Source organism: Streptomyces shaanxiensis, from assembly GCF_039537145.1.
In the GTDB taxonomy this organism is placed as follows: domain Bacteria; phylum Actinomycetota; class Actinomycetes; order Streptomycetales; family Streptomycetaceae; genus Streptomyces; species Streptomyces shaanxiensis.
Genome location: NZ_BAAAZY010000007.1, coordinates 193,885 through 220,297, shown reverse-complemented (window position 1 = coordinate 220,297; position 26,413 = coordinate 193,885). Strand labels below are relative to the sequence as shown.

At 68.6% G+C, this 26,413-nt stretch carries 20 protein-coding genes and 2 pseudogenes; 10 read left to right on the top strand and 12 right to left on the bottom strand.

Going from position 1 to position 26,413, the window contains the following annotated elements:
• The first annotated feature begins 4 nt into the window (after window positions 1-4).
• Both ABD932_RS10135 and ABD932_RS10130 read left to right on the top strand, forming a co-directional pair.
• A complete protein-coding gene (locus ABD932_RS10135; protein WP_345010874.1) occupies window positions 5-343 on the top strand; it encodes a trypco2 family protein in 339 nt (112 codons plus the stop codon).
• Complete coding sequence (locus tag ABD932_RS10130; RefSeq protein WP_345010872.1) at window positions 340-3,579, top strand: NACHT domain-containing protein; 3,240 nt, start codon at window positions 340-342, stop codon at window positions 3,577-3,579. The genes ABD932_RS10135 and ABD932_RS10130 overlap by 4 nt, the downstream gene beginning before the upstream one ends.
• Here ABD932_RS10130 and ABD932_RS10125 read toward each other — a convergent pair.
• Window positions 3,573-3,695 (bottom strand): annotated as a pseudogene (locus ABD932_RS10125) (DUF397 domain-containing protein); the annotation flags it as partial. The gene ABD932_RS10130 and the pseudogene ABD932_RS10125 overlap by 7 nt on opposite strands.
• Here ABD932_RS10125 and ABD932_RS10120 point away from each other — a divergent pair.
• A complete protein-coding gene (locus ABD932_RS10120; protein ID WP_425587434.1) occupies window positions 3,688-3,918 on the top strand; it encodes an ATP-binding protein in 231 nt (76 codons plus the stop codon). The pseudogene ABD932_RS10125 and the gene ABD932_RS10120 overlap by 8 nt on opposite strands.
• An 8-nt stretch (window positions 3,919-3,926) precedes the next feature.
• Here the strand turns inward: ABD932_RS10120 and ABD932_RS10115 are convergent, their stop codons facing one another.
• From ABD932_RS10115 to ABD932_RS10105, 3 genes are read right to left on the bottom strand one after another with little or no spacing between them, the layout of a single operon-like run.
• Entirely contained in the window at window positions 3,927-4,796 is an 870-nt protein-coding gene (locus ABD932_RS10115; protein WP_345010870.1) for a serine/arginine repetitive matrix protein 2, read from the bottom strand.
• 7 nt (window positions 4,797-4,803) lie between these two features.
• Window positions 4,804-5,199: a hypothetical protein gene (locus ABD932_RS10110; protein ID WP_345010868.1), complete on the bottom strand. Its 396-nt coding sequence runs from the start codon at window positions 5,197-5,199 to the stop codon at window positions 4,804-4,806.
• Window positions 5,186-6,862, bottom strand: coding sequence for a hypothetical protein (locus tag ABD932_RS10105; protein WP_345010866.1), 1,677 nt, complete (start codon window positions 6,860-6,862; stop codon window positions 5,186-5,188). Before ABD932_RS10105 ends, ABD932_RS10110 begins: the two co-directional genes overlap by 14 nt.
• Before the next feature lie 318 nt (window positions 6,863-7,180).
• On the opposite strand from ABD932_RS10105, the gene ABD932_RS10100 reads away from it, so the two are divergent.
• Together ABD932_RS10100 and ABD932_RS10095 are read left to right on the top strand one after the other, a co-directional pair.
• Complete coding sequence (locus ABD932_RS10100) at window positions 7,181-8,149, top strand: arabinan endo-1,5-alpha-L-arabinosidase (RefSeq protein ID WP_345010864.1); 969 nt, start codon at window positions 7,181-7,183, stop codon at window positions 8,147-8,149.
• The gene (locus tag ABD932_RS10095; RefSeq protein WP_345010862.1) at window positions 8,131-9,564 is read left to right on the top strand and encodes a family 43 glycosylhydrolase; all 1,434 of its coding nucleotides are present in this window, start codon (window positions 8,131-8,133) and stop codon (window positions 9,562-9,564) included. Before ABD932_RS10100 ends, ABD932_RS10095 begins: the two co-directional genes overlap by 19 nt.
• Window positions 9,565-9,571: 7 nt before the next feature.
• Here the strand turns inward: ABD932_RS10095 and ABD932_RS10090 are convergent, their stop codons facing one another.
• The 8 genes and pseudogenes from ABD932_RS10090 to ABD932_RS10055 form a co-directional block, all read right to left on the bottom strand.
• Entirely contained in the window at window positions 9,572-11,155 is a 1,584-nt protein-coding gene (locus tag ABD932_RS10090) for a pyridoxal phosphate-dependent aminotransferase (protein WP_345010860.1), read from the bottom strand.
• A gap of 136 nt (window positions 11,156-11,291) precedes the next feature.
• Window positions 11,292-12,353: pseudogene (locus ABD932_RS10085) on the bottom strand (aldose epimerase family protein); the annotation flags it as partial.
• Between the two features lie 51 nt (window positions 12,354-12,404).
• Window positions 12,405-13,649 carry a multiple monosaccharide ABC transporter permease gene (gene mmsB / locus ABD932_RS10080; RefSeq protein WP_345010858.1) on the bottom strand — a complete coding sequence of 415 codons (1,245 nt, stop codon included), beginning with the start codon at window positions 13,647-13,649 and terminating at the stop codon, window positions 12,405-12,407.
• Window positions 13,646-15,196 carry a multiple monosaccharide ABC transporter ATP-binding protein gene (gene mmsA, locus ABD932_RS10075; protein WP_345010856.1) on the bottom strand — a complete coding sequence of 517 codons (1,551 nt, stop codon included), beginning with the start codon at window positions 15,194-15,196 and terminating at the stop codon, window positions 13,646-13,648. Before mmsA ends, mmsB begins: the two co-directional genes overlap by 4 nt.
• A 32-nt stretch (window positions 15,197-15,228) precedes the next feature.
• Entirely contained in the window at window positions 15,229-16,341 is a 1,113-nt protein-coding gene (gene chvE / locus ABD932_RS10070; RefSeq protein WP_425587433.1) for a multiple monosaccharide ABC transporter substrate-binding protein, read from the bottom strand.
• A 138-nt stretch (window positions 16,342-16,479) separates the two neighbouring features.
• On the bottom strand, window positions 16,480-17,448 hold the full coding sequence (locus tag ABD932_RS10065) for a glycosyltransferase family protein (protein ID WP_345010852.1): 969 nt from the start codon (window positions 17,446-17,448) through the stop codon (window positions 16,480-16,482).
• Window positions 17,449-17,568: 120 nt separating this feature from the next.
• On the bottom strand, window positions 17,569-18,582 hold the full coding sequence (locus ABD932_RS10060) for a zinc-dependent alcohol dehydrogenase (RefSeq protein WP_345010850.1): 1,014 nt from the start codon (window positions 18,580-18,582) through the stop codon (window positions 17,569-17,571).
• Window positions 18,583-18,613: 31 nt separating this feature from the next.
• Window positions 18,614-19,777, bottom strand: a complete 1,164-nt coding sequence (locus ABD932_RS10055; RefSeq protein ID WP_048582372.1) for a mandelate racemase/muconate lactonizing enzyme family protein — start codon at window positions 19,775-19,777, stop codon at window positions 18,614-18,616.
• Window positions 19,778-20,306: 529 nt separating this feature from the next.
• Here ABD932_RS10055 and ABD932_RS10050 point away from each other — a divergent pair.
• The 5 genes from ABD932_RS10050 (at window position 20,307) to yjfF (ending at window position 26,280) form a co-directional block, all read left to right on the top strand.
• Window positions 20,307-21,353 carry a LacI family DNA-binding transcriptional regulator gene (locus tag ABD932_RS10050; RefSeq protein ID WP_345010847.1) on the top strand — a complete coding sequence of 349 codons (1,047 nt, stop codon included), beginning with the start codon at window positions 20,307-20,309 and terminating at the stop codon, window positions 21,351-21,353.
• Between the two features lie 153 nt (window positions 21,354-21,506).
• Window positions 21,507-22,508: an ABC transporter substrate-binding protein gene (locus tag ABD932_RS10045; protein ID WP_345010845.1), complete on the top strand. Its 1,002-nt coding sequence runs from the start codon at window positions 21,507-21,509 to the stop codon at window positions 22,506-22,508.
• Between the two features lie 99 nt (window positions 22,509-22,607).
• Complete coding sequence (locus ABD932_RS10040; protein WP_345010843.1) at window positions 22,608-24,146, top strand: sugar ABC transporter ATP-binding protein; 1,539 nt, start codon at window positions 22,608-22,610, stop codon at window positions 24,144-24,146.
• Window positions 24,143-25,243 (top strand): ABC transporter permease, encoded by a 1,101-nt coding sequence (locus tag ABD932_RS10035; protein ID WP_048582369.1) that lies wholly within the window; start codon window positions 24,143-24,145, stop codon window positions 25,241-25,243. The genes ABD932_RS10040 and ABD932_RS10035 overlap by 4 nt, the downstream gene beginning before the upstream one ends.
• A complete protein-coding gene (yjfF, locus tag ABD932_RS10030; protein WP_345010840.1) occupies window positions 25,240-26,280 on the top strand; it encodes a galactofuranose ABC transporter, permease protein YjfF in 1,041 nt (346 codons plus the stop codon). The genes ABD932_RS10035 and yjfF overlap by 4 nt, the downstream gene beginning before the upstream one ends.
• Window positions 26,281-26,413: the final 133 nt, after the last annotated feature.

Sequence of the window (26,413 nt, the reverse complement as noted above, 5' to 3'; positions counted from 1 at the left end):
GCACATGACGGGCAATCGGATCGAACTGGCCGACGCCGTGCAGGCGGTACGGGATGAGCTGATCACCGCGGCGGGCCGCTCGTCCGGGCAGGACGTGACGTTCGAAGTGGGCGACATCGAGCTGGAGTTCAGTGTCGAGCTGCGCAAGGAGGTCATGGGCGGGGTCAAGGTGAAGGCCTGGGTGGTGGAGGCCGGGGTCGACGGGAGTGGGGGTACGACTCGGACACATCGGGTTGCGGTCACGCTGAGGGCGCGGGACGCGCGGACCGGGGAGCCTTGGAAGGTGCGGAACGAGAGCCGGGGGAGCGTCGGCCGGTTCGGCGGAGGTGACGGCGGCCGGTGAGCGGGGGCCGAGCCCTGGACCGGGTTGTCGTGGTGTGGGGCAACGGGCAGGGGAGCGGGGTGCTGCTCAACCGGCGGACCGTGCTCACGGCATGGCACGTGGTGGTGAACAGCAAGCGCATCGAAGTGGTCCACCCTTCGTCGGGCAGACCTGCACCCTGTTATCTCGTTTGGGCGGACGAGGAGCGCGACGTGGCGGTGCTGGCCGCGGAGCGGGACGTGATCAGCGCCGAGCGCGCCGCTCCCCTGGGCCGTCTCAGGTTCGGCAAGGCCGGCACCGGGACCCCGCTGTCGCACTGCCAGATCGTCGGTTTCCCCCAGATCCAGCGCTATGGCGATGACCTGGAGTACGACCAGTACCGGGTGAGCGTGCTGCCGATGGCCGGGCGGATCAGGGGTTCCCTCACCTGCGAACTCGACCAGCCGACAGTCGATGAGCGGGCAGACGGGACCTCAGCCCTCCGTGGGCTGTCCGGGGCCCCGGTCTTCGCCGGTCCCGTGCTGCTGGGCGTGGTGACACAGGTGCCTCAGGGGCGCCGACACGGCAGGATCGAAGCGGCGGCGATGACGGACGCTCCCGAACTGGGGCTCGTTGGGCTCGCGAAGGTCTGGCTGGAGGAGATCACCGAAGTCCACCCCCAGGACGAGCACTTCGAGACCCGGTACGCGAAAGACCTGAGCTCCCAGTACCGCAAGACAGAGATCTTCGGAATCGAGGAACTCGGCCGGGGTGAATCCCGTTGGGACCTCGACACCGCCTATCTGAGTCTGCGAGCCGAGGCCGCCGCGTACCCGTACGTCGAGGACGATCTCTTCGGCCGGTTCCCGGATTCATGGCACAGCGGACCGGCGCGCGACGGCGCCCAGCGCATCGAGACCCTTTTGGCCAACAGGCCGCACGCCCTGCTGCGCGGCGAGGCGGGCGCCGGCAAGACGACCCTCGTCTGGTGGCTCGCCGCCCATGCCGCGAACGGCACCCTGGGCGACGAACTCGCCGAATTGAATGGCCTCGTCCCCTTCGTCATCCCGCTGCGTGAGGTGCACGCGCGCGGTGGACGCTTTCCCACGGTGTCGGAGCTTCTCTCCGCAGGGAGGGGCATCACGGACGGTCAGCCCGACGGGTGGGCCCACCGCGTGCTGGAAGCGCGTCGTGCGTTCCTCCTGGTGGACGGCCTGGACGAGGTCCCGGCACCGGAGCGGGAGGAGGCCCGACGGTGGCTGTGCGCCCTCCTAGACCGCTATCCCGGCACGCGGTGCCTGGCGACCGTGCGCCCGAACGCGGTCGACGAGCAGTGGCTCAACGGGGACGGCTTCACCGAGCTGACCCTCCTGCCCATGAGCGACGACGACATCCGCGCCTTCGTGCACGCCTGGCACAACGCCGCCCGCCTCGAAAGCGGCCATTTCTACGACGCCCGGCGCGGAGGTGAGGAACATGAGCTCCTCACCTCTCTGGAACACGACCTGGTCCACCAGTTGGAGCGGAACACAGCGCTGCGCGGGCTCGCCCGCACCCCGCTGCTGTGCGCCGTGATCTGCGCTCTGCACCGGCGCCGCCGAGGTCTGCTGCCCACCACGCGCTGGCAGCTCTACCGGGCCGCACTCGCGATGCTCCTCGGAGGGCGGGACGCGGGCCGAGGTGTACTCAACGCAGACCACGTCAGACTGGACTCCGATGAACAGCACGCCCTGCTCCAGCGGCTGGCCATGTGGCTGGTCCGCATGGGGCAGCAGCAGCTGACGTATGCCCAGGCCGTCCACCAACTGAGCCTCGCCATGCGGGACATGCCCCACATCCAAGTCCAGGGGCCACCCGAGAAGATCCTGCGCTTCCTGCTGGACCGCAGCGGACTGCTCCAGGAGCGGACCGACGACGCGATCCAGTTCATCCACCGTACGTTCCAGGACTTCCTGGCGGCCAAGGAGTTCCACGAGACCGGCTATATCGACGAACTCCCGAAGCATGCCCACAGCGAGGCATGGCACGACGTGATCGTGCTGGCCGCCGGTCACGCGGCACGCCCCGGCGCCCGCCATCTCATCACCAGCCTGATCGGCCTCGGGGACGCCGCCGAGCAGCGCAGGGAGCAGTACCGCCTGCACACACTCGCGGCGCGGTGCGCGCTCAACGTCCAGTCGCTGAACTCCGGCCTGATGCAAATGGTGCGGGACCGTATGGACGCCCTCATGCCGCCACGGGACCGTGAGGAGGTCGAGGATCTCGCGGGTCTGGGCGACTGGGTCGTAGGGGTGCTGCCGGACGCGGAGCAACTGCGTGACCGCGTGGCCCTGAACACGGTGCGGCTCCTCGCCCGGGTTCGCAGCGCGAAGGCGCGGCAGAAGCTGAGGCAGTGCGCGTCGCATACGGAGCCGCTCATCCGTAGCGAGGTCGGGAGAGCCTGGGACTTCCAGCCGCTGGGGGAGTACGTCGATGAGGTGCTGGCCGGGGCCGATCTGCCCGATCTGCTGATCGACAAGCCTGCGAAGCTTCTTCACCTGCCCCGTCTCGGCTCGGTAAGCAGGATCACGGTGAGCGGTCCGTACTCGGCGGAAGAACTGGACACGTATCTTCCCGTTCGGTGCCTCGAATCAGTCACGATCTGGAACAACGAGGTGATCGAGAGCTTCGAGTTCCTGCGGAGCCGAGTGGATCTGAGACGCCTGGAGCTCCAGGAATGCACATCCGTGCGGGATCTCTCGCGCTTGCCGGACCTCGACCTGACGGAGCTCCGACTGACCGGATGCATCACGGGCGTCCTCACGCCGCATCCGGGTGTTCGCCATCTGGAGGTGGGGATCGAGAACGCCGGACGGCTCGGAGACCTGGAGGACTGGCCGAATCTTCAAACGCTGGGGATCGAGGGGCACAGCCGGAACCCGTCCTGGATTCTCCGGGCCGCGCTGCACGCGCCCGAGCTCACCCGGATCGCGCTGGGGACCGACACGCTGCACGGCTTGACGACACTCGAGCCGCTCCCTCGTATCGAGCGGCTGATGATCACCGGCTTGCGGGACCTCACCGAAATCGCCCAGCTGAGCCGTGTCTTCCCCAACCTGAGAAAGCTGGCACTGGGGCTGGTGGGACGCCCGCCGGCTCGGCTCGATCTGCGACCACTGCACGGCCTGCCCGGCCTGGGACTCAACCTTTGGGGCGATGTTCCGGTGAAGTCCGAGATCGTGGGAGCGGAAGCCTTCGGCGACCGGCTGCGGTCCCACCAAGGCGGCTTGAACTACTGAGCGCTCCCGCGTGCGTACGTGAGGAAGTCCCCCCAGGTGGTGGGGGAGAGGGCGAGTTGGGGGCCCTGCCGGTCCTTGGAGTCGCGGACGTGGATGGTGTGGGGGCAGGTGGCGACCAGCTACAGCAGCAGCGCTTCCGGCGACTGCGAACCCCGCCCCCCGAAACCCGGCGACGTACGACCTCCCCGCCCCCTCGACGAACACGGCCGCGGCCTCGTCCTCGTCGACGCCCTGGCCTCCCGGTGGGAGGTGCTGGACCGCGACCCGGCGCCCGGGAAGACCGTCCGGGTCGAGGTCGATCTCTGGCGGGCGTGGGAGCCGGTGCGAGAGCGACCATGACAGCGGCGTCACGGGGCGAAGTAGGTCAATGCCACCTGGAGGATCTCTCGCTGTCGCGGCCAGCCCTCCTCCGGCCCCGCCACCAGCACCGCGTACTGCGTGCCGTTCTCGGCGACGAACGCGCGGTCGACGACCTGGCGTCGGGTGCCGTCCGTGCGGTCGTACGCGTAGATCAGCTCGGCCGCCTGGTCGCCGGGGCCGTCCGGGACGTTCTGGAGGCTGAGTTCGCGGTAGTTCTTGTTCGCGCGCAGTGTCTGTGAGGTCTGGCGCAGTGAGTCGTACGGGGTCGGGGCCCCCTCCCCGGCGGTGTAGATCTGCACCAGGCTCTGGCCGTCGGGGGAGTTGTAGAAGACGCCGTTGGACTTCTCCTGCCGTTCCCAGCCTTCCGGTACGGCGATCGTGAAGCCCGCCGTGTCCTGCTCGAGCGTGTATCCCGAGGGCACCTCGGTGGGTGACGGCGTCTGCGTGGGCAGGCCGCTGTCCGTCGGGTCGCCGGCCGGGGCGGTGTCCGAGGCCGTTGTCGGCGGCGCGCTGGTCAGGGAGGAGGCGCCGGTCTCGGTCCCGGTTCCGTCGCCCGCCCCGTCGTCCCGTAGCGCCAGCACCCCGAAGGCGACTCCGCCCGCGACCACGGCGACCGTCGCGCCCGCGATCAGGGCCGTCGTACGGCGCGACCTCGGCAGCGGAGCGGGCGGCGGCGTCACCACGTACGTCGGGTCGTCGCCCGTACCCGCGACATCCGCCGGGCCCGGCGGAGCGTACGCCGGTACCGGCGGTGGCGGTGCCGTCGGCGGGACCGCCCTCCCCGACCCGCCCGCCGTCTCCCAGCGCTGCGTCTCGTCGTTCCAGCGGATGCCGCCGTCCCCCGATATGCCGCTCATCCCGCCGTCACCCTCCCAAGAGTGCCGCCACCGCCTGTGTCACCGCCGCGCCCGACGCCGCCAGGCCCACCGCCGTGGCCGCGTCCTGGAGGGCCTGGCGCAGGCGGGTCAGCCGGCCCGGGCTCGCCTCGCCGGTGGTCTGGATCTCGCCCTGCGTCTCGTCTAGCTGCCGCGTCAGCTCGTCGGTCTGGGGGCTGCTCGCGAAGGACCGGAGTTCCTCGCGCAACTGCCGTACCACCCGCAGCAGTTCCTCCTGCTCGGCGGCGAGTGCCGGGCGCGGGGCCTCGTAGTTGTTCGCCGTGCCGTGGGCACCAAAGGCGAAGGCCCCCTTCGCCGTGCCGATGTGGATGTTCTGAGCGCCACCACGCCCGTCGCCGCCCGGCGCCTCCTCAGCCGCTGCCACTGCCCGTCCCTTCCCGTAGTCCGGCTTCCTGGTTGTGGGCCTCGCTGTGCTCGCCGAAGGCGAAAGCGCCGCTGGCCTGCTCGATCAGCACCCCGCCGTTGCTGACGTTGATGATCTTCTGTTCGAATTCCTCGGTCCGGTATCCCGCCTCGCGCAGGGCGCTGCGCACCCCGTTGGCCACCCGGTCCTGGATCGTCTTCAGGTAGCGCTGGTGGTCCATCTCCTGGAAGAGGGACGCGTCGTCGTCCGAGCCCAGTTCGCGTACCGAGAGGGCCGGCCCGTCCGGCATCGCCCGGTCGGAGCCGTGGGAAGCCAACCGGCCCAGCAGGGTGAGGGTCCGCCATACGGTGACCACGGACTGGCCGGCGGTGTGCGGGACGCGGGACAGCGCCCAGACCGCCTTGCCGAGCGGGTTGGCGTGGAGGAAGTCGTGGGCCAGCCGGTCGGCCTGCCGGAACTGCGGCCGGACCGGGCGCAGCACGTGCGGCGCGACCTCCAGCATCAGCATGCCGCCCTGGGTATGGACGCGGACGAACACCGTGGTGACCAGCTCCTCCTCCCAGCCGCCCACCTGCACCCGCAGGAAGTGACGCCGGGTCTCGCCGCCCTCCTCGACGGCGCGGGCCCGGTGCTCTTCGAACTGGCCGGGGCCGTACGGGGCGTACTGCCGGCCGGGCAGTCCGTCCACCGGGAGGAAGACGCACTCGCCGATGTCCAGATGGCGTAGGCGGTCCCGTATCGCTGCCGCGGCCTTCGGGGTGCGCGCGGTGGCGGGCTTGCGCAGGTCCTCCAGCAAGGGTGTGATCCCGTTGAGGACCGTCTGGTTGTCCAGGGGGAGGGCAGGTTCCGCCAGGTCCTCGCGCGGGCGCAGTTCGACGGACAGGGACCAGGTGTCGTACGGGGTTCCCGCACCGCAGAACGGCCGGTCCGCCCGGTACATCACCAGGCCCGCGACCTGCTCGGTCCGGATGCGGTCCCGCAGACGGTGGAAGCGGCTGCCCTCCGTGGTCCGCTCGGCGGGGTCGGCGGCCGCGTCGGGGAACCTCGACCGGGACAGCTCACCGGCCAGCGCGCGGGAGACCTGGTGGCGTTCGACGCCGACGCCCAGGGCCACCAGCAGTGGCAGCGCCAGCGCGATCCAGGCCTGCAGGCGCGAGGTGTCGTAGAGCAGACTCTCGAACGCCATGCCGGGGACCAGCAGGAAGTCCCAGAACTCGTAGACCCGCTCCAGCAGGTCGTGGTCGTCGGTGCCCTTCGCGAACAGCGTCAGCACGGTGTAGACGACGGCGAGCCGTGCGTACAGCCGCAGGATCCAGGCCGGATAGCGGCGGTACCAGGCGGGCCGTGGAGCCGGTCCGCGCATCCTGGCGGCCAGGTACATCAGCGCCACCGGCATCAGGAACAGCAGGCTGACCCAGCTGGTGAGCGGCACGCTGACGATCCACAGCGCCAGGACCGCCGCCGCCCAGCCCAGTTGCAGGCGCTGCGCGCGCAGGGCGTGGGCCAGGACGCGGGCCGCGTCGAAGCCGAACGACGGGGCGACGATGCGCTCGTCGTGGACGTAGAGCTCCTCGATCACCGTGTGGCGGAACGTCTCGTCGAGATAGGCGCCGGCGCACAGGAGGCGTGTCGCCTCGCTGGCATGCGGGGGCGTGCGTCCCACGGCGGCGGGCTCCGGTTGCCGCGGCACCAAGATCTGTTGCGTCACTGTCCCGTCCCCCGAGGTGTTCCGCCTTGCCTGCTAAGCGAGTTGACGTGCCATCACTTCAGGATAGGGAGTGACGCACCGCGTGCGGAGTGAATAAACGGTGTGGAAAGCGCGGCCGGGACGCGTGTGCCGTGGTTGCTGTTGTGGCTGCGCGGGCCATTGACGCGCAAGTGATTCGATTCTACGTTCCGTCCGAAGTCACGATCAGTGTTCGAAATACGGAACGATGCGGAACGACCGCGAACCAGCGAACCAGCGAACAGGAGTGTCCGCATGAGCCGCAAGCGCACGACCCTCCTCGCCCTCCCCGCCGCCGTCCTGCTCGCCCTCATCCCTTCCTCGGCTTCGGCCTACCCCAACCCCGGCCGGGTCACCGGCTCCGTCGTCACGCACGACCCGGCGATGATCCGCACCTCGTCCGGGCAGTACCTGCTCTACGCCACCGGCGGCGGCATCGCCAACAAGACGTCGTCCGACCGCACCGCCTTCAGCGCGGGCGCCGACGCCTTCGGCAGCCGCCCCGGCTGGTGGTCGACCTACTCCTCCGTGCCGGAGGCCTGGGCGCCGGACATCTCGTACCACGGCGGCAAGTACCTGATGTACTACTCCGTCTCGAAGTTCGGCTCGAACACCTCCGCCATCGGCGTCGCCGGTTCCACGACCGGTCAACCGGGCAGCTGGACGGACTACGGCACCGTCTACACGTCCAGCTCCTCCAGCGACTACAACGCCATCGACCCGAACCTCTTCGTCGACGACGACGGCAAGTGGTGGCTGTCCTTCGGCAGTTGGTGGACGGGCATCAAGATGATCCAGATCAACCCCTCCACCGGGAAACAGCTCTCCTCCAACACCACCCGGTACTCGCTCGCCTCCCGCCCGACCGGCACCAAGGCCGTCGAGGCGCCCTTCATCGTCAAACGGGGCGGCTACTACTACCTCTTCGCCTCCTACGACACCTGCTGCGCCGGCCCCAGCAGCACCTACAAGGTGAAGGTCGGCCGTGCCGGCAGCGTCACCGGGCCGTACGTCGACAAGAACGGCGTCTCGATGATGAACAACGGCGGGACGCCGGTCCTCGAGTCGCACGGCAGCGTCATCGGCCCCGGCGGTCAGTCGATCATGAACGACGTCGACGGGGACCTGATCGTCTACCACTACTACGACGGCAACGACAACGGCACGCCCAAGCTGGGCGTCAACCTACTGAACTGGAGCACCGGATGGCCCGTCGCCTACTGACCCTGCTGGCAGCGCTGCTGCTGGCCCTGTCGCTCGGGCAGCCGTCCGCGAGCGCGGCATCCTTCGCCAACCCGATCAAGGCGCAGAAGGGGGCCGACCCCTGGATCTCGTACCACAACGGCAACTACTACCTGGTGGCGACGAGTTGGACCGACGTCATCACCATGCGCAAGTCGCCCACCCTCGCGGGCCTCGCGACCGCGCCCAGCGTCGAGGTGTGGAAGGGCGACGCGGCCAGCCGCTGCTGCAACATCTGGGCGCCCGAGATGCACTTCATCAACGGCCGCTGGTACCTCTACTACGTTGCCGGGCAGAACATCTCCGACTACAACCCGACCCAGCGCACCCACGTCCTGGAGAGCGCCGGCTCCGACCCCATGGGGCCGTACACCTACCGGAACCAGCTCAACTCCGCCTGGATGCTGGACCCGACGGTGGCCACCATCAACGGGCAGCTGTACCTGTTCGGCAGTGCGAGCGGCGGCGGTACGCAGAACCTCGTCGCGGCCCGGATGTCGAACCCGTACACCCTCGCCACCGGCTTCTCCACCGTCTCCACGCCGACCTACGACTGGGAGCGCAACGGCACGGTCAACGAGGGCCCGGAGATACTCCAGCGCGGCGGGCGGACCTTCCTCATCTACTCGGGCAGCGGCTGCTGGACACCCGACTACAAGCTGGGCCAGCTGACCCTGACCGGCTCCGATCCGCTGTCCGCCGCCTCCTGGACCAAGAAGTCCACGCCCGTCTTCCAGCGCAACGACTCCGCGGGCGTCTACGGCCCCGGCCACAACGGCTTCTTCACGTCCCCCGACGGCACCGAGAGCTGGATCGTCTACCACGCCAACGACAGCGCGAGCGACGGCTGCGACAACGGGCGTACGGCACGGGCGCAGAAGTTCACCTGGAACTCCGACGGCACACCGAACCTCGGTACGCCCGTCGCGCTCGGGACGAGCATGACCGGCCCGTCCGGTGAGCCGTCGGCCACCTCGACGACGTACACCATCACCAACCGCAACAGCGGCAAGTGCCTTGACGTGGCCGGGAGTTCGACGGCCGACGGGGCCAATGTCCGGCAGTGGACGTGCAGCGGTGGCAACAACCAGAAGTGGCGGATCGAGGACCAGGGCGACGACACCAGCCGCCTGGTCAACGTCGCCACCGGCAAGGTCCTCGACACCGAGAACTGTTCCTCCGCCGACGGCGCCGACCTGCGCCAGTGGTCCTGGCTGAACAACACCTGCCAGCGCTTCCGCTTCATCGCCACGGACAGCGGCTACGTCCGGATCGCCAACCAGGCCACCGGCAAGGTGGCGGACGTGGCGAACTGCGGGACGGCGGACGGGGCGGACGTACGCCAGTGGAGCTGGCTGGGCAACAACTGCCAGCAGTGGCGGCTGAACCCGGCTTAGCGAGGTCTTACCCGACCTGCCCCATCCCCGCCGCATTGGGCCAGCTCTGACTGTTGGGCCACCCGGTCGCCGGGGCGGGGGCCAGGCCGGGCCCCGTAGTACCCCGTACCTGCGCGGCCGTCAGCCCGCCCCGGGCCGGTACCCCCGGCGGGGTGGGCCCGGGCATCGCCGCCGCGGCGGGGGCCACCGGCGACGGGAACGGCGCCGGAGCGGCGGGGGCGGGCGCGGGCATCGGCGCCACCGGAGCCGGCGCCGGCATCGGTGCCGGAGCGACAGGCGCCGGCATCGGCATCGCCGCGGCGGCAGCGGCCGGCTGCGGCTGAGCCGCCGCAGGCATCCCGGCCCCGGCACCCATGGCCTGAGCGGCAAGGCCCTGCATCCCCGCACCGTTGGTGGAGCTGACCAAACGGTCCACGGCCGCCGTACCCGAGCTGTAGTTGGTCCCTGTACCCAGCTCGGGTACGGCGGCTCCCCTCCTGGACCCGTAGAGCACCTGCTCCAGGCCGGACACCAGGCGACGCACGTCCACCTGGGGGCGCACCACGAGTCGCAGGAAGCGGCTGGACGAACCGATCTTGTTGCCGCACTCGCGGACCAGGATCCGGTGCTCGGTGAGCAGCCGGTCGCGGACCACGGTGCCCTCGGCGCCCACGGGGAGGCGCACGAAGAGGAAGTTGCCCTGGGACGGGTACACCGTCAGACCGGGCAGCGCGGCGAGCTGGCTGGCCATGTCGAGGCGGTCCCGGCGCACCATCTGAAGGCTCTGCGCGTACTCGGGGCCGTGCTCCTTGAGCATGAACACCACGTGCTCGGCGAAGGAGTTGAGATTCCACTTCGGCAGCATCGAGCGGACCATGCCCGCGAGCGCCGGGTTGGCGACCAGGTAGCCGAAGCGGATGCCGTGCAGACCGAAGTTCTTGCCGAGGCTGCGCAGCACGATGACGTTCGGCCGCAGCATGGCCTCCTGGACGACCGACGGCTCCTGCTCGGCGTCGGCGAACTCCAGAAAGGACTCGTCGATGATGACCAGGTCCAGGTCGGCCATCGCGTCCATGAACTGCACGAGCGCGTGCTTGTGCAGGAAGCCGCCGTCGGGGTTGTTCGGGTTGCAGATGACCGCCACCCGGGTCCCCCTGGCCCGGATGAACTCGGCGTACTGGGCGAGGTCCAGGGCGAAGCCGCTGGACTCCTGGAGCGGGAACATGTCGACCCGCTTGCCGGTCTCCATGGGCTGGTCGGTCCAGCGGCCGAACGTGGGGACGGGGATGGCGAGGGACTCCCGGACCATCAGATGGTCGATCCAGGTGATCAGCTCCGTGGAGCCGTTGCCCATCGCCACGCACTGCGGCGGAAGCTGGAGCAGGCTGCACAACTCGGACGTGATCGTGTCGGCGCTGCTCGGGTAGTACGTGATGATGTCCCGCAACCGCGCCGCCATGTGATCGAACATCTCGGGCGTGGGGAAGTACGGGTTGCAGGGAATGCAGAAGTCGACCGGACCGGCTCCGTCGCCGCCCTCCCGCGTCAGCGCCGCCATGGACGGGCTGTGTGCCGCGGTGCTGCGGAACAGCGAGGTGACGTTGTCGGCCATGGAACCTCCGTGTTTGGGTGGCCCGCGCGGGGGAGCACGGGCCGCCCATACATACGGAGGCTGGGGTGGCGCTGTTCAACCACTGAGAAAACGGTGAGAACTTGTGTGCCACCTGTGAAGAAGCGTCAGCGGCAGATCAGCAGCTGAACGAGTGCACCGTCGTCGAACGGTACGTCTGCCCAGGTCGCAGCACCGTCGACGGGAACGCCGACTTGTTCGGCGAGTCCGGAAAGTGCTGCGTTTCCAGGCACAGCGCGTCGCCCTGCCGGTAGGTGCGGCCGGACGGGCCGACGAGGGTGCCGTCGAGGAAGTTGCCGGAGTAGAACTGCAGGCCCGGCTCGGTGGTCGCCATCCGCAGGGTGCGGCCGGAGGACGGGTCCTTGAGCGTGGCGATCCACTCGGGGCGCGGCGAGATGCCCTTGTCGAGCACCCAGTTGTGGTCGATGCCCTTGGCGTACAGCAGTTGCTGGTCGGCCTCGCGCAGGTCCTCGCCTATGCGCTTGGTGCGGCGGAAGTCGAAGGGGGTGCCCGCGACGGGGGCCGGCTCACCGGTGGGGATGAGGCCCGAGTCGACGGGGGTGTAGCGGGACGCGGCGATCTTCAGCTCGTGGTTCTCGATCGTGCCGCTGCCCTCGCCGGCGAGGTTCCAGTACACGTGGCTGGTGAGGTTGACGACGGTGGCCTTGTCGGTGGTGGCCTCGTAGTCGATGCGCCAGTCGCCGTGCCGGGTGAGGGTGTACGTCACCTTCACCTTGAGCGTGCCCGGGTAGCCCATCTCGCCGTCGACGGAGGTGCGGTACAGGTACAGGCCGACGTCCGAGCCCTTGGTGAACGGCTCGATGTCCCACACGTGCTTGTCGAAGCCCTTGGCGCCGCCGTGCAGGCTGTTCACGCCGTCGTTGACGTCGACCTGGTAGGTCTTGCCGTCGAGGGTGAACCGGCCCTTGTCGATGCGGTTGCCGTACCGGCCGATCAGGGCGCCGAAGTACGGGCTCTTGGCGACGTAGTCCTCGATGTCGTCGAAGCCCAGGGAGACGTTGGCGAGCCGTCCGCGGCGGTCCGGGATCTCCAGCGACTGCACGATGCCGCCGTAGGAGAGGACCTTCAGGCGGGTGCCGCCGTTGGCCAGCGACCAGCTGTAGACCTCGGTGCCGTCGGCGAGAGTGCCGAAGAGGGACTTCACCGGCGTATTGCCTCCGTCGCTGAAAGGAACAGGGCCCCGCCTTCCGGCGGGGCCCTCCTGCTGCACTTACGAACCGACCTTGCGCTTGTTCCATACGTCGAACCCGACCGCCGCCAGCAGCACCAGGCCCTTGATGACCTGCTGCCAGTCGGTGCCGATGCCGACGAGGTTCATACCGTTGTTCAGCACGCCCAGGACCAGGCCACCGATGATCGCGCCGAGGACGGTGCCGACGCCACCGCTCATCGACGCGCCGCCGATGAACGAGGCCGCGATGGCCTCCAGCTCGAAGTTGAGGCCGGCCTTGGGAGAGGCGGCGTTGAAGCGGGCGGCGAAGACCAGACCCGCCAGGGCCGCGAGCATGCCCATGTTCAGGAAGACCAGGAAGGTGACCTTCTTGTCCTTCACACCCGACAGCTTGGCCGCGGGCAGGTTGCCGCCGATCGCGTAGATGTGGCGGCCGATGATCGCGTTGCGCATGACGTAGCCGAAGCCGACGAGCAATACGCCCAGGACGAGCAGCACGATCGGGGCGCCCTTGTAGCTGGCCAGCAGCATCGTCAGCGTGAGGATGGCGGCGCCGAGCGCGACCAGCTTCAGCAGGAACAGGTTGAAGGGCGGGACGTCGAGGGAGAACTCCTGCTGCCGGCGGCGGTCCCGGAACTCCTGGAAGACCACGAACGCGATCATCGCGAAGCCCAGCAACAGGGTGAGGTTGTGATAGTTGGTGTTCGGGCCGACCTCGGGCAGGAAGCCGTTGGAGACCTTCTGCAGACCCTCCGGGAACGGGCCGAGCGTCTGGCCCTCCAGGAAGATCTCCGTCAGACCGCGGAAGATCAGCATGCCCGCCAGGGTCACGATGAAGGATGGTATGCCGCCGTACGCGATGAAGAACCCTTGTGCGGCACCCGCGAGGGCGCCCATCGCGAGGCAGAGGATGACGGCGACCGGCCATGGCAGATCGTTCTTGACCATGAAGACCGCGGCCATCGAGCCGATGAACGCCGTCAGTGAGCCGACCGACAGGTCGATGTGGCCCGCGATGATGACCAGCATCATGCCGATCGCGAGGATCAGGATGTAGCTGTTCTGCAGCACCAGGTTGGAGACGTTGCGCGGCAGCAGCAGGTCACCGTCGGTCCACACGGCGAACAGCACCACGATCAGGCCGAGGGCGATCAGCATGCCGTACTGCCGCATGTTGCGGCGCATGCCCTCCAGCACCAGCTGGAGCAGGCCGTCGCCCGCGGCCCCTCCGCTCTTGCCCGGCGGCGCGGGGGCCGGGGTCTTGGCGGTCACATCCGTGCTCATCGGGATACCTCTTTGTCCTTTGTCATCTGACGCATCAGCGATTCCTGCGAGGCCTCGGCCCGCGAGAACTCACCGGTCAGCCGCCCCGCGGCCATCGTGTAGATGCGGTCACACATGCCGAGCAGCTCCGGCAGCTCGGAGGAGATGAAGACGACCGCCTTGCCCTGGGCGGCCAGCTGGTCGATGACCGTGTAGATCTCGTACTTGGCACCGACGTCGATGCCGCGCGTCGGCTCGTCCAGAATCAGCACATCGGGACCCGCGAAGATCCACTTGCTGAGGACGACCTTCTGCTGGTTTCCGCCGGACAGCTTGCCCACCGGCTCGAAGACGGTCGGCGCCTTGATGTTCATGGACTTGCGGAAGCCCTCGGCGACCTGCCGCTCCTCGTGCTCGTCGACCACGCCTCGCTTGGCGACCTTGCCCAGCGCGCTGAGCGAGATGTTGCGGTTGATGGTGTCGATGAGGTTGAGGCCGTAGTGCTTGCGGTCCTCGGTGACGTACGCGATGCCGTGCTTGACCGCCTCGGGGACGGACTTCGTACGGATCTCCTTGCCGTCCTTGAGGACCGTGCCGCCCGCGTAACGGCCGTAGGTGCGCCCGAAGACGCTCATCGCGAGTTCGGTGCGGCCGGCGCCCATCAGGCCCGCGATGCCGACGATCTCGCCACGCCGCACCTGGATCGACACGTCGTCGACGACCTTGCGCTGCTGGTCGATCGGGTGGTGCACGGTCCAGTTGCGGATCTCCAGGGCGGGGGCCGCGCCCTCCTCCGGGTCGTGCGGGGTGCGGTCGGGGAAGCGGTGCTCCAAGTCCCGGCCGACCATGCCGCTGATGATCCGGTCCTCGGTGGTCTCCGGTGCCTTCACATCGAGGGTCTCGATGGTCTGGCCGTCGCGGAGGATCGTCACCGAGTCGGCGACCTTGCGGATCTCGTTGAGCTTGTGGGAGATGATGATCGAGGTGATGCCCTGCTTCTTCAACTCCAGGATCAGATCCAGGAGTTTGTCGCTGTCCTCGTCGTTCAGGGCCGCCGTCGGCTCATCCAGGATGAGCAGCTTCACCTTCTTCGACAGCGCCTTCGCGATCTCCACGAGCTGCTGCTTGCCCACGCCGATGTCGGCGACGCGGGTGTCGGGGTGGTCGCTGAGACCGACCCGGCGCAACAGCTCGGTGGCGTGCCGCAGGGTCTCCCGCCAGTCGATGAACCCGCCCTTGGCGTGCTCGTTGCCGAGGAAGATGTTCTCCGCGAGGGAGAGGAACGGCGACAGCGCCAGCTCCTGGTGGATGATGACGATGCCGCGATGCTCGCTCGCCCGGATGTCCTTGAACTCGCAGACATCGCCCTCGAAGAGGATGTCCCCCTCGTAGGTTCCGTGCGGGTGGACGCCGGAGAGGACCTTCATCAGGGTCGACTTACCGGCGCCGTTCTCCCCGCAGATGGCGTGGACCTCGCCCTGCTGGACGGTCAGTGTGACGTCCGAGAGCGCCTTGACGCCGGGAAAGGTCTTGACGATCGAGCGCATTTCCAGGACGGGTCCCGCCATGGTCGTGCCTTCCAATCAGAGTGGGCCGGCGGTTACTTGAGGTCGCTCTCCTTGATGTAGCCGGAGTCGACGACCTCCTTCTGGTAGTTGGTCTTGTCCACGCTGACCGGGGTGAGCAGGTAGGCGGGGACGACCTTCGAGCCGTTGTCGTAGGTCTTGGTGTCGTTGACCTCGGGCTTCTTGTCGTTGAGCACCGCGTCGACCATGTTCGAGGCCACCTTGGCGAGCTCACGGGTGTCCTTGTAGACGGTCATCGACTGCTCGTCGGCGATGATCGACTTCACCGAGGCGACCTCGGCGTCCTGGCCGGTGACGACCGGCAGCGGCTTGCTCTTGGAGCCGTAGTCGTCCGACTTCAGCGCCGACAGGATGCCGATGGAGATGCCGTCGTAGGGCGAGAGGACCGCGTCGACGCGCTCGTTCTTGTACGCCGAGGTCAGGATGTCGTCCATGCGCTTCTGGGCGGTGCCGCCGTCCCAGCGCAGGGTGGTGACCTGGGTCAGCTTGGTCTGGCCGGAGCGGACGACGAGCTGCTTCTTGTCGATGTAGGGCTGCAGGACCTTCATCGCCCCGCCGAAGAAGTAGCGGGTGTTGTTGTCGTCGTTGGAGCCGGCGAACAGCTCGATGTTGAACGGGCCCTTCTTGGAGCCGTCCTTCAGGCCGAGCTTCTCGACGATGTAGTTGGCCTGGAGCTCGCCGACCTTCTCGTTGTCGAACGACGCGTAGTAGTCGACGTTCTCGGTGCCGAGGATGAGGCGGTCGTAGGAGATCACCGGAATATTGGCGTCGGCGGCCTGCTGGAGCACGTTGTTCATCGACTTGTTGTCGATGGCCGCGACGATCAGCGCCTTCACGCCCTGCGTGATGAGGTTCTCGATCTGCGAGACCTGCTGGTCCGGGTCGTCCTCGCCGTAGACCAGGGTGGTCTTGTAGCCCTTGGACTCCAGGTCCGCGACGACGTTCTTGCCGTCGGCGATCCAGCGCTCGGAGGACTTGGTCGGCATCGCGATGCCGATGGTCCCGCCCTTGGTGTCACCGGCCTCCTCCTTGCTGCCGCCCTCACCGCTCTGGCCACAGGCGGACAGGGTGAGGGCGAGGGAGGCGGCTCCGGCTATGGCGGCGAGTGCGGCTCTGCGGTTACGCATGGTCATCATCCTTGATGTTGTGAGCAGGGCTCGGTCTGGCGATGCGAAGACGCTTCGAGTGCTGAACGGAGTAGACCGAAGGTGTGTGGGATTGTGTTCGACTGCGTCTTCTTCTGTGAAGGGGGTTTGTCCGGAACGTTATGCGGGAGTTTCGAATCGCTTCAGCGTTCCGGGCAGCCGTGAACCGAGAGGCGCCATGTCGCCGTCAGCTCCGTGCCGTGCGAGGAGGTCCAACGCCAGTCGTCCGCGCCGTACGCGTTCCTTGGCGGTGGCCAGCGTCAGGTCCCTCATGTGGTGCCCGTAGGGATAGATCCCGGGGGCCTTGGAGAGCCCGAACTTCAGATACAGCGGTGCGCCGCGCCGGATCAGCTCGGCGACCTCGTACATCCGGATGTAACCGCCGAGATCGTCGGGGGCCTCGATGTACATGTCCATGGGGGCGGCGGAGACCCGGCGGATCTCGGTGAGGTGATCCAGCGTCAGATCGCTCGGCACGTTGATCGAGTCGCCGCCGAGGTTCTCGTAGACGGCGTACGCCGTCGGGTTGACCGGACCGATCAGCGCCGACACCTTGAGCGTCGTGTCGGCCGGCAGGATCCCCGCGACCCGTGCCCGGTGCAGCGTCCACAGCACACCCTCGTCGGCGACGAGGAGGCACTTCACGCCCAGCTCGGTTGCGCGTACGGCGTCCTCGACGCACCCGGCGACCGCGTCGTGGCCCCGGGCGCGCAGTCCGCCGCCCTTGGAGTCGGTGCGGGTGGAGCCGCCGATGTCCCAGGTGCCGCGCGGGCCGGTGAACAGGCAGAGCTCGATGTCGCGTTCGGCGGTCGCCTCCACCATCTCGGTGATCTCGGCGTCGGTGAGCATCCAGATACCGCTGCCCTGGCTGATCCGGTGGACCGGCACATCGAGCCGCGAGGACTCCTTGAGGACCACGGCGAGCGCCTCGGGGCCCTCCACGGAGGGGACCTCGGTGCGCCAGCGGCCGCCGCCGGGGAAGGTGTGCGGAGAGGCGTCGGAGGGGTCGAGGGCGGGTGCTCCCAGGCCGAGTGCGGCGAGAGCCTGCTCGCCGGGTCGGCGCGGCGTCGGAGCGGTGGTGTCGGTCACAAGCTGTCCTTATGTTCGATATTTCGGACGACGGTCGCGGCTCTGGTCGTGCGGGGCTTTGGGTGTACGCCGGTACGAAGTCGTCAGGTACCCCGTACCGGCGTACGGCTCAGGGGTGTGTCATGGCCGCAGCAGGACCTTTCCGACCTTCGGGTCGCCGGACCCCACCAACTCGATGGCCTGCGCGAACTCCTCCAGCGGCAGCTCGTGCGTGACCAGCGGCAGCGGGTCGAGGAGACCCGCCCCGAAGACCCGCACGGTGTGTGCCCAGGCATCCGGCGCCGCGCCGAACACGGTCTGCACCTCCAGTTGCCGTACGACGAGATCGGTCGGGTCGAGCCCGTCCGCGCCCGGCGCCGGGATGCCCGTCAGGACCAGCCGTCCACCGCGGCGCAGCAGGGCGGCGGCGGTGCGCGCCGCGTCCGCGGACCCGGCGGTCTCGATGACGACGTCGAAGTCGTCAGGGAGTCCTGAACCATCGGCGTTCTTGGTTCGAAAGTCCGTTGCGCCGAACTTCTTCGAGAGCTCGGCCCGGTCCGGACGCGTCCCCACGACGAGCAGCTCGGCCGGTGAGCCCGCCTTCAGGAACTGAACGGCGAACATACCGAGCGTCCCCGTGCCCACCACGGCCACCCGCTCGCCCGGCACCGCGTTCGCCTTGAGCGCGGCGGCCGCGATGCACGCGGCCGGCTCCAGCAGCGCCGCCGCCGTCAGATCCGCGTCGTCCGGCAGCACGTGCAGCAGCCGGGCCGGAAGCGTGAGTGTGGTGGCCATGGCGCCCGGCTGGGTGAAGCCGGTCTCCTCGTAGCCCGCCGTGCACAGTGTGGTCTCGCCCGCGTGGCAGCGGTCGCAGACCTGGCAGTTCCGGAAGCCCTCGCCCACGACCTTGCGGCCCACCAGGCTCGCAGGGACGCCGTCACCGACCGCCGCCACCGTCCCGGACCACTCGTGGCCCGGCGTGAGCGGATAGCGGACGTACCCCTCCGGCCGGTTGCCCTGGAAGACCTCGCGGTCACTGCCGCAGATCCCCGAGGCGTGCACCCGGACCAGGGCCTCGCCCGCTTCCGGCTGCCGGGGCTCGTGCGGGACGAGCCGGTGCTCGCCCGGAGCCTCGATCACGACGGCGGTGCTCACTGGGTCCTCCCGGGCCGGCGGGTGTGGGCGCTCACTCAGTGCCCTTGGGCTTGCGCTGCTCCCAGCCGTCGGCCCACAGGTCGAACCGGGCCTGCTGCTGCGGGAACTCCGCGGCGGCGTCGACGTCCAGCTCCACACCGAGACCGGGCTCGTGGGAGAGGTGGAAGCAGCCGTCCTCGGGGTTCACCTGGGGGGCGCCCTTGACGACCTTCTTGATCTCCGCGTCCGCGAAGTCGTTGAAGTGCTCAAGGATCTTGAAGTTGGGGGCGGTGAAGCCGACCTGCAGGGAGGCGGCGGTCAGCACGGGCCCGCCCACGTTGTGGGGCGCGACCAGCATGTAGTGCGTCTCGGCGGTGGCGGCCAGCTTACGGGTCTCCCAGATACCGCCGATGTGGCCGACGTCCGGCTGGATGATGTCCACGGCCTGGCTCTCGAAGAGCTCCCGGAACTCGATGCGGTCGTGGATGCGCTCACCCGTGGCGACCGGCATGTCGACCTTGGCGGCGACCTTCTCCAGCGCCTTCAGGTTCTCCGGCGGCACCGGCTCCTCCAGCCACGCGGGCTTGAAGGGCGCCAGCTCCTTGGCCAGGCGGACGGCCGTGGCGGGGGAGAACCGGCCGTGCATCTCCAGCATCAGCTCGGCGTCCGGGCCGATGGCGTCGCGCACGGCCTCGATCAGGGAGACCGCGTAGAGGCTCTGCTCGTGGTCGAGCTCGAAGTGGCCCGTCCCGAACGGGTCGATCTTGAGCGCCCGGTAACCGCGCTCCATGACCCCCTGGGCCGCCTTGTGGTACGCCTCGGGCGTCCGCTCGGTGGTGTACCAGCCGTTGGCGTACGCCTTGACCTTGTCGGTGACCTTGCCGCCGAGGAGCTGCCAGACCGGCACCCCGAGGGCCTTGCCCTTGATGTCCCAGCAGGCCATCTCGATCACGGCGATGCCGGACATGACGATCTCGCCGGCGCGCCCGTAGTCGCCGTACTTCATCCGCTTGACGAGGTCCTCGACAGCGAACGGGTCGGAGCCGAGAATGTGATTGGTCTTCGCCTCGTGCAGATAGCCGAGCAGCGCGTCGGTGTGGCCCAGCATGCGGGTCTCGCCGACGCCGGTGAGTCCCTCGTCGGTGTGCACCTGGACGTAGGTCAGGTTCCGCCACGGCGTTCCGACCACGTGTGTGCTGATTCCCGTGATGCGCACGGTACTCCCTGTCCTCTTCGGTCTGTTCGAAATATCGGCACTCGTTCGAAATGCTGGTCGCGACAGTAGGGACGACCACATGCGAGTGTCAATGGGTCTACAAACAACGGTTTCGATGCGGCGTGGAGACGGCCGGCGAGGCGGATGCGACAGGGTGTGCCACGAGGGTCGCCGGACTCTTCGAGGGCGCATGCATCCTCTCCCGGCGGGTACTCGGATGGCTCCTGACCAGGTAAAACGCCCTCGGCCCCGCAACCTCCGGCGCCCGTCGCGTTATCCAACCGTGACGACTTCTCTGACGTAGCCCTCTTGACCGGCATGAATTGTTAGCGCTCACAATACGTCCGCATTCACCAGTCGGCCCCGACGGCATGCAAGGAGGTATGAGCGTCGTGTCAGCAGTGCTTCAACTCGCTTTCCCGCCCCGTGCCGTTGGTCCTTCCGGAACACCGGCATGACGCCGCCGGCGCCGAACGATCGGCCCTCGGTACAGGTCTTATCGGCAGACGTCCGCCAAGGAGGTGCGGCTGTGACCCGCTCGCAGCTTCGGCCGCCCACCATGGCCGACGTGGCACGCCAGGCCGGTGTGTCCCACCAGACCGTGTCCCGCGTGCTGGGGGACCACCCCAATGTGCGGGACGAGACACGGGCCAAGGTGCTGCGCGCGATCGAGGAGATGGGCTACCGCCGCAACTTCTCCGCACGGGCCCTGGCGACCCGGCGCACCCGGACCCTGGGTGTGGTCGCCTCCAACACCACGCTCTACGGTCCGGCCAGTACGTTGTTCGCGCTGGAGGAGGCGGCGCGTGCCGAGGGCTATCTGGTCTCGACGGTCAGTCTGCGCAGGCTGACGGTGGAGACGCTGTCCGAGGCCCTGGACCGCCTCAGCGAGGGCGGGGTGGAGGGGGTCATCGCCATCGCCCCGCAGCGGTCGGCGGTCGAGGCCCTCGCCGAACTCCGCCACCCGTTCCCGGTGGTGGCCGTGGGCACCGGCTCGGGCGCCGGAGTCCCCAGCGTCAACGTGGATCAGAATCTGGGCGCACGGTTGGCCACCGGCCATCTGCTCGCCGCAGGCCACCGCAGGGTCTGGCATCTCGCCGGGCCCGAGGACTGGCAGGAGGCGGTGGACCGGGTCGAGGGCTGGCGGGCGACCCTCGAAGAGGCGGACGTGGAACCACCGATGCTGCTGCGGGGGGACTGGAGCCCGCTGTCGGGCTACCGGGCCGGCCAGGAACTGGCGGGCTGGGTGGGGCGCGGCCTGACTGCCGTCTTCGTGGCCAACGACCAGATGGCGCTGGGGGTGTTGCGGGCGCTGCGTGAGGCGGGCGTGCGTACGCCCCAGGACGTCGCGGTGGCCGGCTTTGACGACATTCCGGAGTCGGAGTTCTTCGCCCCGCCGCTCACCACCGTCCGGCAGGACTTCGCGACGGTGGGCAAGCGGAGCATCGCCCTGCTGCTGGACCTGATCGAGGGCCGTACCCCCTCCGGGGCGTCCCAGGTCTCCATCGAACCCCAACTCGTCGTCCGCGCAAGCACGTTCCCGTACCTTCCTCAACTGGGAGCCGCTCCCGGCTGACATCGCACCACCAGGTCGCCTTTCGCCTTTCGGGCAAGCGTGGCCGAGATTTCGAACGATGATCGACAGGCTGGACGCGGCGCAGCCGGTCCACACGAGTACCAACCGAGTACCAGCGGTCCATCCCCGGGCCGGCTCTTCAAAGGAGAAGACATGCTCAACAGAAGGAACTTCCTCACCGCGGCGGTCGGCGTGGCGGCCACGGCCGGTCTGGCGGCCTGCGCCAAGGAGGACGGCTCCTCCGGCGACTCCTCCGGCGGCGGCAGCAAGGCGATCACCCTCGGCTTCGCCCAGGTCGGCTCCGAGAGCGGCTGGCGCACCGCCAACACCGACTCGGTGAAGGCGGCCGCCAAGGAGGCGGGCTTCAGACTGCAGTTCTCCGACGCGCAGCAGAAGCCGGAGAACCAGATCTCCGCGATCCGCAGCTTCATCGCGCAGAAGGTGGACGTCATCGCCTTCTCGCCGGTGGTCGTCAAGGGCTGGGACGCCGTGCTCAAGGAGGCCCAGGCGGCGAAGATCCCGGTCGTCCTGACCGACCGGTCCGTCGAGAGCGACGAGTCCCTGTTCGTCACCCTGGTCGGCTCCGACTTCACCGACGAGGGCCGCCGCGCCGCCAAGATCCTGGAGAAGGTTCTGGAGAAGGCCGGCCACAAGGGCAAGGTGAAGATCGCTCAGCTGGAGGGCACCACCGGTGCCGCCCCCGCGATCGAGCGCGCCAAGGGCTTCAAGGAGGTCATGGACGCGGAGCACAAGGACGACTGGGAGATCGTCGCCAGCCAGACCGGTGACTTCACCCGCGCCGGCGGCAAGCAGGTCATGCAGGCCTTCCTGCAGTCCAACCCGGACATCGACGTGCTGTTCGCGCACAACGACGACATGGGTCTCGGCGCCATCCAGGCCATCGAGGCGGCCGGCAAGAAGCCCGGCAAGGACATCCTCATCGTCACGGTCGACGGTGTGAAGGACGGCTTCATCGCCATGTCCGAAGGCAAGATCAACGCGATCGTCGAGTGCAACCCGCTGCTCGGCCCCCAGCTGATGGAGGTCGTGAAGAAGGTCCACGCCGGCGAGAAGGTCGAGCGCTGGATCAAGACCGAGGAGAGCGACTTCATGCAGGACCAGGCCAAGGACGCGCTCCCCACCCGCAAGTACTGACCGACCGCACCCACCGGCAGGGAGCCTCCGGCCGACCGGCGACCATCCGGCCCGGAAGGCTCCCTGCGGGCCTGAACCCATATCGCGAGGAGCGCTGCCATGGCAGAGCCGCGGCCCGTCCTGGAGATGACGGGCATAGTCAAAGAATTTCCGGGGGTACGGGCTCTGTCGGGCGTCGACTTCCGGCTCTTCCCCGGCGAGATCCACGCCCTCATGGGCGAGAACGGAGCCGGGAAGTCCACCCTCATCAAGGTGCTGACCGGGGTGCACCCCCTGGACGGCGGCACCATCACCCTCGACGGCAAGGCTGTGCGGATCGGCAGCCCGCTGCAGGCGCAGCACGCCGGGATCAGCACGGTCTACCAGGAGGTCAACCTCTGCCCCAACCTCTCGGTGGCGGAGAACATCTTCATCGGCCGTGAACCCACCCGCGCGGGCCGCATCCAGTGGAAGCGGATCCGCAAGGAAGCCGCGGAGATGGTCGACCGCCTCGGCCTCGACATCGACGTGACGGCGCCGCTGTCCTCGTACCCGCTGGCCGTGCAGCAACTGGTCGCGATCGTACGGTCGGTGGGCCACGGCGACAGCGACGGCGAGGGCTCCGGCACCAAGGTGCTCGTCCTGGACGAGCCCACCTCCAGCCTCGACCGCGACGAGGTCCTCGAACTCTTCCGCCTGATGCGGCGGCTGCGGGACGAGGGCGTCGCGATCCTCTTCGTGTCGCACTTCCTCGACCAGATCTACGAGATCTGCGACCGCATGACCGTGCTGCGCAACGGCACCCTGGTCGGCGAGCACATGGTGGCCGACCTCGACCAGGTCGGGCTGATCGAGCTGATGATCGGCAAGGCCCTGGACCAGCTGGAGGGGCTGCACGAGCACCAGCTGCGCTCCGACGTCGGCGAGACGCTCGTCAAGGCCGAGGGCCTCGGCCGCACCGGCGGTATCGCCCCCTTCGACCTGGAGATCAAGAAGGGCGAGGTGCTCGGCCTCGCCGGACTGCTCGGCTCGGGCCGCACCGAACTGGCCCGGCTGCTGTTCGGCGCCGACCAGCCCGACAGCGGCAAGGTGACCATCGCCGGCAAGCAGGTCTCGATGAGCGCCCCCAACGACGCCATCGGCGCCGGTGTCGCGTTCTGCTCGGAGAACCGCAAGACCGAGGGCCTCGTCCCCGATCTCACGGTGCGCGAGAACATCATCCTCGCTCTCCAGGCGTCCCGCGGCTGGACCCGGCCCATCCCGGCCTCCCAGCGCGACGAACTCGTCGCCAAGTACATCAAGGCCCTCGACATCCGCCCCGCCAACCCCGAGGCCCGCGTGGGCCAGTTGAGCGGCGGCAACCAGCAGAAGGTGCTGCTCGCCCGCTGGCTGATCACCCAGCCGAAGCTGCTGATCCTCGACGAGCCCACGCGCGGCATCGACGTCGGCGCCAAGGCCGAGATCCAGAAGCTCGTGGTCTCCCTCTCCGAGGACGGCATGTCCGTGCTGTACATCGCGGCCGAACTGGAGGAGGTGCTCCGGCTCAGCCACACCATCGGAGTGCTGCGCGACCGCAAGCTCGTGGCACAGCTGACCAACGGGCCGGAGATCACCACCAGCAAGATCCTGGAGACCATCGCGAGCGGAGAGCACCAGTGAGTACCCCATCAGCGACCACCCCCTCCCGCTGGCGAGCACTGACGCACCACCACCTGTTCTGGCCGGTCGCGGTCCTGATCGCCCTGCTGCTCGTCAACGTCCCCTTCACACCCGACTTCTTCGCGATCCGGATGGCGGACGGCCACCTCTACGGCAGCCTCGTCTCGATCGTGCTGTTCGGCTCGCCGCTGATCCTGGTGGCGGTCGGCATGACCCTGGTCATCGCCACCGGGGGCATCGACCTCTCCGTCGGCGCCGTGGTCGCCATCACCGGCGCCCTGACCTGTTCGTACATCAGCGACCAGGCCGATCAGAACGCGCTGGCGGGGGTCTTCCTCGCCATGGGCATCGGCCTGGTGGCGGCCGTGGTCTGCGGCCTGTGGAACGGCTTCCTGGTCGCCCGGATGGGCATCCAGCCGATCATCGCGACCCTCATCATCATGGTCGCCGGACGCGGGGTCGCCCAGCTGATCACCGACGGCCAGATCATCACCATCAACAGCGAGCCGTACAAGCTCATCGGCGGCGGCTACTGGCTGACCCTGCCCTTCTCCATCTTCGTGGTGGCCGCCGTCGTGGCCGTCACCGTGGCCCTGACCCGCCGCACCGCGCTCGGCCTGCTCGTCGAGTCGGTCGGCGGCAACGCCGAGGCCAGCCGCCTGGTCGGCATCCGCTCCATGCGCATCAAGATCATGGTGTACATGTTCTGCGCCCTGTGCGCGGGCATCGCCGGCCTGATGATCAGCTCCAACACCTCGGCCGCGGACGGCAACAACGCCGGCCTGTGGATCGAGCTGGACGCGATCCTCGCGGTCGTCATCGGCGGCACCTCGCTGCTCGGCGGCCGGTTCTCCATCGGCGGCACCGTGATCGGCGCCCTCGTCATCCAGACCCTGACCACCACGATCTACACCATCGGCGTGCCCACCCAGACCAACCTGGTCTTCAAGGCCGCCGTCGTCATCGTCGTCTGCCTGCTGCAGTCCCCGAAGTTCCGGGCCAAGGTCTTCGGCGCGAAGGGACGCGCCCGGACCACCGCCCCGGCGGAGCCCGCCACCCCGGCCGACGCCGCCCCGAAGATGGAGGTGTCGCGATGAGCGCGACCACCAAGACCCCCGCGGCGGCGGAAGGCCGTACGGCGTCCAAGCCGGCACAGGCGTCCATGGCCGCCCGCCTGCTCGGCGACCGGCGGCTGCCCGTCCTGGTCACGGTCGGCCTGTTCCTCGCGATGTACATCGGCGGTATCAGCCGCTACCAGAACTACGGTTTCGGCGAACCGCAGGTCTTCCTCAACCTGTTCATCGACAACGGCTATCTGCTGGTCGCCGCCGTCGGCGCCACCTTTGTCATCATGGCCGGCGGCATCGACCTGTCCGTCGGCTCGCTGATCGGCTTCACCACCATGTTCACGGCGTGGCTGGTGGAGCGTCAGGGACTGCCGCTGCTGCTGGTCATCCCGCTCGCCCTGGGAGTGGGCGCGTTCGGCGGCTTCCTCATGGGCTATGTGATCCACAACTTCGAGATCCAGCCGTTCATCGTGACCCTCGCCGGCCTCTTCCTCTTCCGGGGCCTGTGCCTGGTCATCAGCAAGGAGTCCATCTCCATCAGCGACTCCACGGTGAGCAGCATGGCCCAGACCCGGGTGTCGATCGGACTGGGGGAGATGTCGATCGGCGCCCTCGTCGCCCTGGTCGTCCTCGCCGCCGCCTTCTACATCCTCCACTACACGCGCTTCGGCCGCCGGGTGTACGCGATCGGCGGCAACGAGCAGTCGGCGCTGCTGATGGGGCTTCCGCTGGGCGGCACGAAGATCGCCGTGTACACGGTGAGCGGCTTCTGCTCGGCGCTGGCCGGCCTGTTGTTCATGCTGTACATCCAGTCCGGTGACCCGCTGCACGCCGTCGGCATGGAACTCGACGCGATCGCCGCGGTCGTCATCGGCGGCACACTGCTGACGGGCGGCTCCGGTTACGTCCTGGGCACCCTGTTCGGCGTCCTCGTACTGGGCCTGATCAAGACCATCATCCAGTTCGAGGGCACGCTCAGCTCCTGGTGGACGAAGATCGCCACGGGTGTGCTGCTGGGCGCGTTCATCCTGATCCAGCGGGCGATGACGACGCGCAAGCAAACATAGGCCGGTGCCCGGCACTTGGGCCGAGGTGGCCCGTCGCACGGCTTGCGTGCGACGGGCCATTCTGCGTTGCCGTACGGGCCACCTGAGTTGCCGTACGGACCCGGCGCGGAGGATCGCGCCGAATAGTCGGGCT

Excerpts from the sequence above, each read along its gene's own strand:
- yjfF (WP_345010840.1), top strand. The coding sequence starts at position 25,240 with ATGAGCGCGACCACCAAGACCCCCGCGGCGGCGGAAGGCCGTACGGCG.
- mmsA (WP_345010856.1), bottom strand. The coding sequence starts at position 15,196 with ATGGCGGGACCCGTCCTGGAAATGCGCTCGATCGTCAAGACCTTTCCC.
- ABD932_RS10045 (WP_345010845.1), top strand. The coding sequence starts at position 21,507 with ATGCTCAACAGAAGGAACTTCCTCACCGCGGCGGTCGGCGTGGCGGCC.
- ABD932_RS10135 (WP_345010874.1), top strand. The coding sequence starts at position 5 with ATGACGGGCAATCGGATCGAACTGGCCGACGCCGTGCAGGCGGTACGG.
- ABD932_RS10095 (WP_345010862.1), top strand. The coding sequence starts at position 8,131 with ATGGCCCGTCGCCTACTGACCCTGCTGGCAGCGCTGCTGCTGGCCCTG.
- mmsB (WP_345010858.1), bottom strand. The coding sequence starts at position 13,649 with ATGAGCACGGATGTGACCGCCAAGACCCCGGCCCCCGCGCCGCCGGGC.
- chvE (WP_425587433.1), bottom strand. The coding sequence starts at position 16,341 with ATGCGTAACCGCAGAGCCGCACTCGCCGCCATAGCCGGAGCCGCCTCC.
- ABD932_RS10115 (WP_345010870.1), bottom strand. The coding sequence starts at position 4,796 with ATGAGCGGCATATCGGGGGACGGCGGCATCCGCTGGAACGACGAGACG.
- ABD932_RS10040 (WP_345010843.1), top strand. The coding sequence starts at position 22,608 with ATGGCAGAGCCGCGGCCCGTCCTGGAGATGACGGGCATAGTCAAAGAA.
- ABD932_RS10090 (WP_345010860.1), bottom strand. The coding sequence starts at position 11,155 with ATGGCCGACAACGTCACCTCGCTGTTCCGCAGCACCGCGGCACACAGC.
- ABD932_RS10100 (WP_345010864.1), top strand. The coding sequence starts at position 7,181 with ATGAGCCGCAAGCGCACGACCCTCCTCGCCCTCCCCGCCGCCGTCCTG.